Genomic DNA, 6,189 nt, shown 5'->3' with positions numbered 1-6,189 from the left:
TAGTAACCCCCTTTTTTGTGTAATGTAAATGGATGCTCTAAAGTTATCCACAGATAGAAAAAGCCATGGATAAGGTTATCCAAACACTGTTAAAAAATTATCCACAAAGTGAAAATGCATTGTGGATAACTTTATTTTTCCCCAGCTATATTTCTATTCGACAGGAATTATAATATCAGAAAATCACTCTGATAGCAAGGACTTACAAAATCTATCCACAAAACTGTCCAGATGTGAAAAACGGTTGTCCACAGCCAGTTAACTTGTGTATAACTTGTGTGTAAAGAAATCTGTAACGAAATTGTTAGAATTAATTATCCACAAGTCAATGTGTGTAAATAACCACTAATTGTGTATAAGTTTAAACTTAAATAAAAGGTTATCCACAATAAAAAGCCGTTATTAACTACTTATCCACACTTTCTGGGAAAGGATTTCATTGCGACAATGTGTTAAACTATTTAGCAGAATACGAAAAAAAAAGACAAAAGATGAGGTTGTGAAAAATGATATTTCAACGGCTTTTGAAAACAAGAGATACAGAGTTTTACCGAGTTATACAAAACGGGAACATTGATGACGTGTTTGGTTATTTACTTATTCACGACAAACGGGAACCAGCAGAAATTGATGATTTTAAAGTATTTGCGAAAAGTAATATAAATAAAGAAGCTTTTTCCGTAAATATTAAAAAAAATCATGTTTACACGATGTTTTTTCACTTTACTGATTTAGAAGAAGAGCAGGAAATTCCGAAATTTACCAAAGTAATTCGTTTTATAGAAGGACTTTTATCTTTTCAGCCTGAAACGAGCCATTATGTCGATAATTATTTAATAGAGGAAAAACTAATTTTTGAATATCCTGCTGAATTTGAGAAAATTGGTGAGTTTGCGCGATATTTAGTAGAGGTTTCTGGACGTAAAATAGCTATTCCGGATACTACTAGAGAAAAATATATCTATTTGACACAATAAATTTAGAAAAATGGTTTTTCTCTCTATAAAAATATGATATGATAGTGAACGGAGTCTAAATAGAAATTCGTCTAAATAGTATTGACAAAAATGACCAGTTCACGTACAATATCTAAGACTGTCTAATAGATAAATTCGATTGGACCCTTTCATGGGAGGTGTAATTAATGAAAAGAACATATCAACCAAGTAAACGTAAAAGAAAAAAAGTGCATGGTTTCCGTACGCGTATGAGTACTAAAAACGGACGTAGAGTTTTAGCAAGTCGTCGTCGTAAAGGAAGAAAAGTTTTATCTGCGTAGACCACTGAAAACGACTCAGTGGTTTTTTTTTTGAAAAATCTCTGAGTCAAACGGCCTTATACTAAGATATGTAAGAAGATGGAGAATGTATGAAAAAAAAATATAGAATTAAAAAAAATGACGATTTCCAAAAAGTATTCCGAAGAGGAAAATCTTTTGCTAACCGTCAATTTGTTGTTTATACTTTAAAGCAAGAAGAAGCAAGTCATTTTCGAATTGGTTTATCCGTTAGTAAAAAAATTGGAAACGCTGTCTGTCGAAATCGAATTAAACGCTACATACGACAATCATTCCATGAATTAGAAGACCAAATCAATCCTGAAAATGAATATATTATCATCGCCAGAAAACCGGCGGCCAATATGGATTTTCATGAAGTTAAGAAAAGTTTGATTCATGTTTTAAAAGTAGGGCGTGTTTTAAAACAAAAACCAAACAATTCAAAATGAGTGGAAATTTGAAAAAGGCGAAATTGGAGGTTACATCAATTTGAAGAAGAAAAAGCGATTCAAACAGAAGTTGCTCATCGCAAGTCTTGTAATCGGATTAGTAGCTGTACTTTCGGGTTGTGGCTATTCAACTGATCCAATTACAAAAGATTCAACTGGATTTTGGAGTCACTACATCGTGTTTCCGTTATCTTGGGTTATTACATGGTTTTCCGATTTATTCGGGGGAAATTATGCAGTCGGAATTATTGTCGTTACAATTTTAATTCGACTACTAATTATGCCTTTAATGATCAAACAACTGAAAAGCCAAAAAGCTATGACCAGCTTACAACCGAAAATCAAAGAACTACAAGAAAAATACTCGTCTAAAGATAATGAAACAAAACAAAAATTACAACAAGAAACAATGCGCCTATATCAAGAAAATAGTGTAAATCCAATGATGGGTTGTTTACCATTATTGATACAAATGCCTATTTTACTAGGATTTTACCAAGCGATTAGTAGAACTGCTGAAATTAAAACAGATACATTCTTATGGATGCAGCTGGGAAATCCAGATCCATATTATATCTTACCAATCGTAGCAGCACTAACAACATTCTTATCATCAAAAATTTCTATGATGGGGCAAACACAGCAAAATAAATCAATGGCGATGATTGTTTATATCATGCCAGTAATGATTCTATTTATGGGTATCACATTACCTTCTGCACTTGCTCTATACTGGATTATCGGTAACATTTTCACCGTATTCCAAACACTTTTAATAAATAATCCTTTTAAAAACAAACGTGAACAGGAGGCGCTGGCGGCTGCTCAACTTGAAGAAGAACGTTTGAAGAAAAAAGCAGCTAACATGAAAGCTTCCAAAAAAGGAGGTAAGAAAAGAAAGTGAGAGATATAACTGCGCAAGGCTCAAATGTTGAAGAAGCAATCCAAAATGCATTAGCGACTTTAGAAACAACACGCGACAAGGTCGAAGTAGAAGTTCTAGACGAAGGTAAAAAAGGTATTTTCGGAATTGGTTCAAGACTAGCTATGGTAAAAGTAATTGAAAAAGAAGATGGTATCCAAGTAGCGATTGATTATCTTTTAGATGTTGCTACCAAGATGGGTGCAGTAATCACGATTGATGTAGAAGAAGTTGGAAAAGATGTGAAGTTGCAAATTAAAGGTGAAAGTCTAGGAATGCTAATTGGCAAACATGGACAAACTCTTAATGCACTTCAATACTTAACACAATTAATTGCTAATAAAACAACGAGCCAATACAAAAACATTATTGTTAATGTAGGGGACTATCGTGAAAGACGTCATGAAACGTTAGTACTTTTAGCAAATAAAATGGCGGATAAAGCTCTTAAAACGAAGCGCGCAGTTCATTTAGAACCAATGCCTTCATTTGAAAGAAAAATTATTCATGCTATTTTAAGCGAGAATGAACAAATTGAAACGCATTCTGAAGGACGCGATCCTTATCGTTATATTGTGATTAAGCCAGTGAAAAAATAAAGCTAAGACTGAGGTTTTTAGGAATCTCAGTCTTTTTTTTAGGAGGAGACTTAAGTGACAATATATAAGAATTCAGTTAATGTAATGTGGCAGAAATATCGAGCAGAAAACCCGACAATCTCAAATAAGTTTGAAGCTTGGGCGTTCGGAAATTCTCCTAGTATGGCGGATGAACTTGGTAAACTTGTTATGAATGGAATTAAAACAGGGACTAGCAGCTTGTTTTATTGGTATGACCAGGGCTTGGAACCAATGCCTTCAGTTGGTTCGCACGTCGTTCTTTTAGATGGTGAAGAAGAAGCGATGGGTATTATTAAGTTAATAGGAGTCAAGATTATGCCTTTTAATGAAGTACCTGAAACATTTGCTTATTTGGAAGGAGAAGGTGACAGATCGCTAGAATATTGGCGTAAAGTACATACTTCCTTTTTCACGAATGAATGCGACGAGCTTGGAATTCCATTTGAAGAAGATGCTTTGGTGGTTTGTGAAGAGTTTGAGGTTGTTTATAAATAGAATGTTTCACGTGAAACATTTATAAGAGTACTGCGACTAATGCAGTACTCTTATTTTTTATTGCGCACTTCGTTGGGTAAAAGATTAAATGTTTTTTTGTATAAGGAGTAAAAGTAAGTCTTGTTACTAAAGCCAACTTTTTCAATAATCAACTCGATTGGAGTGGAAGTGGTTTCGATTAAAAGATTTGCTGCGAGCATTTTTTGTTTATTGACTAGTTCGGTAAAAGTGAAATTGGTATTTTTTTTAATAAAGTTACTGAGATAATTTTTATTGTAACCTAATGTATCCGCGGCACTTGTTAGTGTGATTGTCCGGTAGTTGGATTCTATCAGCTTGATGACTTCGAGCATGGTGGAAGTGGTGCTTGATTGTGCGCTGGTAAGATCATCAGCTAAGTATGTATCGCATTTACGGACTAATTCAGTGAATAGGATTGGTAAATAGAGAGTGATAATTCGCGATGAAAATTCTTCTTCTAAAAAATATTCCGTGATAATTTGGTTTAAAATTTGTTGGATATGCGGAATTTGCGCACTTTGAAAAATAATATATTTCTTTAAAGATTGCTCGCTTACGCTGGAATGAAGAAGAAAGTCGAATAGAAGGCTGTTTTTTTTCTTTATACTCGTTAGCCATTCTAGGCTGATTTGTTGGTCACGGAAAAGGATGTTGATGAGAATGTCTTTTTCGCTTGTTGCTTTGATGGAATGGTGGCAGCCGCTGTCTAAAAGTAAAAGTTCTCCTTCATGTAAAGTTTCTTTATTTCCTTCAATGACTTGTTCGGAGCTTCCTGAATACATGTAATTTAGCTCAAGAAATTGGTGTGTATGATAAGGATAGTCCGCAAATCGGTTGTGTTTGCTTATATAAATGTCTTTGTTTTTGAAGAAATAATCGTTTAATAATTCCATGCTGCCGTTCTCTTTTAAAAAGGATCCATTGGGTAAATCGGGAACAAAAGTGCCAGTGCTTTTTTGGATTTTTTCTTTTGAATTTAGACGAAATAATTTTTTGTTAAGCGCTTCCATTTCACAATCTCCTTCTGTAAATTTGATACTTTAATTATAAACACAGGATATTGTAAAGCGCAATCATTAATTGTTTAATATAAAGTAAGCGCTTAACTAAAATAAGTAGGAGGGTTAAAAGAATGGCTGGATCGAGTACAAGTAAAAAAGGAACGATAGCGGTATCTTTGACGAACTATTTAGATTCTGGATGTATTGTAGCGGGAGCAAGTGGACTAACTTTGTGGGCAACACAATTCGGACTTAGCAGTTTTGCAGTGGGATTACTTGGGGCGGTGAGCGCAAATGCGTTTGGTTCTGCAATTGGCGCACTTATTGGTGGTCATTTAGCAGATAAATATGGACGGAAATTTATTTATACGTATAACATGTTGGTATATATGCTTGGGGTTACAATCATTATGTTTGCGATGAACTTCCCAATGCTATTAATTGGATTTTTAGTTACAGGTCTTTCTGTTGGGGCTGGAGTTCCGGCTTCATGGACATATATTTCTGAAATGGCGGACCCTAGTATAAGAGCTAGAAATATTGGTATATCTCAATTTGCTTGGTCATGTGGGCCAGCAATTATCTTTACTTTAGGAATTATTGTATCTCCACTTGGACTTTTAGGTAACCGCTTACTTTTCTTATCTTTATTGATTGTAGCGTTTGTGGCTTGGCAGTTGCAACGTAAATTAGAGGAGTCGAAGGACTGGGAAGCGGAGCAAGTGAAAATGAAAGAAAGTGGTAATCGTTTGGAACATCCTTTTAAAACAGCATTTTCTAGTATGGTAAATGTAAAATCAGTACTTTTCTTAGTGGGTGTGTACTTGTTTTGGAATTTAGTAGCAGGTGCAATGGGATTCTTTATGCCGTTTGTATATGAAACGGTGGGTGGTCTTTCTAATACACAAGCGAATTTATTGCAAGCTGTATTATGGATACTCACAGCAGCTTCTACATACTTTGGCTTTGCTAAATTTGGTGATCGAGTAAGTCATCGTGGGTTGTTTTTTGTAGGGGCTTTAATGGCAGTTGCCTCTTGGGTTGTACTTACTTTTGTTGGAATGTCTTGGGTTGGCTTATGGACATTTGTTATTTTATGGGGTATTTCAGCAGGGATTGGTGCACAAGCTTTTTACGCACTTTGGTCAACAGAACTTTTTCCAACAAAATATCGTGGTGGGGTTCAAGGTGTGATGTTTTTCTTAGTTCGTGGTAGTACAGGTGTCTGGTCGATTGTTTTCCCAGTGATCTTGGCGAATCTTGGCTTTACTGTGGCGGGTACAATCATGATTGGTTTACTTACAGTGTCGCTTTTAATTGGTGTAATTTGGGCGCCGAAAACACGTGGCAGATCACTTGATGATATTACGAAGGAACGTTACGGAAATACAATTGATTAAAG

At 35.0% G+C, this 6,189-nt stretch carries 8 protein-coding genes; 7 read left to right on the top strand and 1 reads right to left on the bottom strand.

Annotated elements, in window-relative coordinates:
• Positions 1-506: 506 nt before the first annotated feature.
• From PQQ29_RS14445 to PQQ29_RS14420, 6 genes are all read left to right on the top strand, one after another.
• Entirely contained in the window at positions 507-977 is a 471-nt protein-coding gene (locus tag PQQ29_RS14445) for a ubiquitin family protein (protein WP_033533736.1), read from the top strand.
• A 167-nt stretch (positions 978-1,144) separates the two neighbouring features.
• A complete protein-coding gene (gene rpmH, locus PQQ29_RS14440; RefSeq protein ID WP_003718062.1) occupies positions 1,145-1,279 on the top strand; it encodes a 50S ribosomal protein L34 in 135 nt (44 codons plus the stop codon).
• 89 nt (positions 1,280-1,368) lie between these two features.
• Positions 1,369-1,728, top strand: a complete 360-nt coding sequence (rnpA, locus tag PQQ29_RS14435; RefSeq protein WP_033533737.1) for a ribonuclease P protein component — start codon at positions 1,369-1,371, stop codon at positions 1,726-1,728.
• 40 nt (positions 1,729-1,768) lie between these two features.
• The gene (gene yidC, locus PQQ29_RS14430) at positions 1,769-2,632 is read left to right on the top strand and encodes a membrane protein insertase YidC (RefSeq protein ID WP_010991489.1); all 864 of its coding nucleotides are present in this window, start codon (positions 1,769-1,771) and stop codon (positions 2,630-2,632) included.
• Positions 2,629-3,249, top strand: a complete 621-nt coding sequence (gene jag, locus PQQ29_RS14425) for an RNA-binding cell elongation regulator Jag/EloR (protein WP_003764678.1) — start codon at positions 2,629-2,631, stop codon at positions 3,247-3,249. Before yidC ends, jag begins: the two co-directional genes overlap by 4 nt.
• Before the next feature lie 54 nt (positions 3,250-3,303).
• The gene (locus tag PQQ29_RS14420; protein ID WP_003764528.1) at positions 3,304-3,765 is read left to right on the top strand and encodes an ASCH domain-containing protein; all 462 of its coding nucleotides are present in this window, start codon (positions 3,304-3,306) and stop codon (positions 3,763-3,765) included.
• A gap of 50 nt (positions 3,766-3,815) precedes the next feature.
• Here PQQ29_RS14420 and PQQ29_RS14415 read toward each other — a convergent pair whose 3' ends face one another.
• Positions 3,816-4,796 (bottom strand): helix-turn-helix domain-containing protein, encoded by a 981-nt coding sequence (locus PQQ29_RS14415; protein WP_187983801.1) that lies wholly within the window; start codon positions 4,794-4,796, stop codon positions 3,816-3,818.
• Between the two features lie 122 nt (positions 4,797-4,918).
• Here PQQ29_RS14415 and PQQ29_RS14410 point away from each other — a divergent pair, with 122 nt between their 5' ends.
• The gene (locus tag PQQ29_RS14410; protein WP_003725797.1) at positions 4,919-6,187 is read left to right on the top strand and encodes an MFS transporter; all 1,269 of its coding nucleotides are present in this window, start codon (positions 4,919-4,921) and stop codon (positions 6,185-6,187) included.
• The last annotated feature ends 2 nt before the right edge of the window (positions 6,188-6,189 follow it).

Origin of the sequence: Listeria innocua (genome assembly GCF_028596125.1) — a bacterium.
GTDB classification, from domain to species: Bacteria; Bacillota; Bacilli; order Lactobacillales; family Listeriaceae; genus Listeria; species Listeria innocua.
This window is presented reverse-complemented; position numbering and strand designations above follow the sequence as displayed.

Bases quoted from the DNA above. Each gene is read 5' to 3' on its own strand.
- PQQ29_RS14445 (WP_033533736.1), top strand. From the start codon at position 507: ATGATATTTCAACGGCTTTTGAAAACAAGAGATACAGAGTTTTACCGA.
- rpmH (WP_003718062.1), top strand. From the start codon at position 1,145: ATGAAAAGAACATATCAACCAAGTAAACGTAAAAGAAAAAAAGTGCAT.
- rnpA (WP_033533737.1), top strand. From the start codon at position 1,369: ATGAAAAAAAAATATAGAATTAAAAAAAATGACGATTTCCAAAAAGTA.
- PQQ29_RS14415 (WP_187983801.1), bottom strand. From the start codon at position 4,796: ATGGAAGCGCTTAACAAAAAATTATTTCGTCTAAATTCAAAAGAAAAA.
- PQQ29_RS14410 (WP_003725797.1), top strand. From the start codon at position 4,919: ATGGCTGGATCGAGTACAAGTAAAAAAGGAACGATAGCGGTATCTTTG.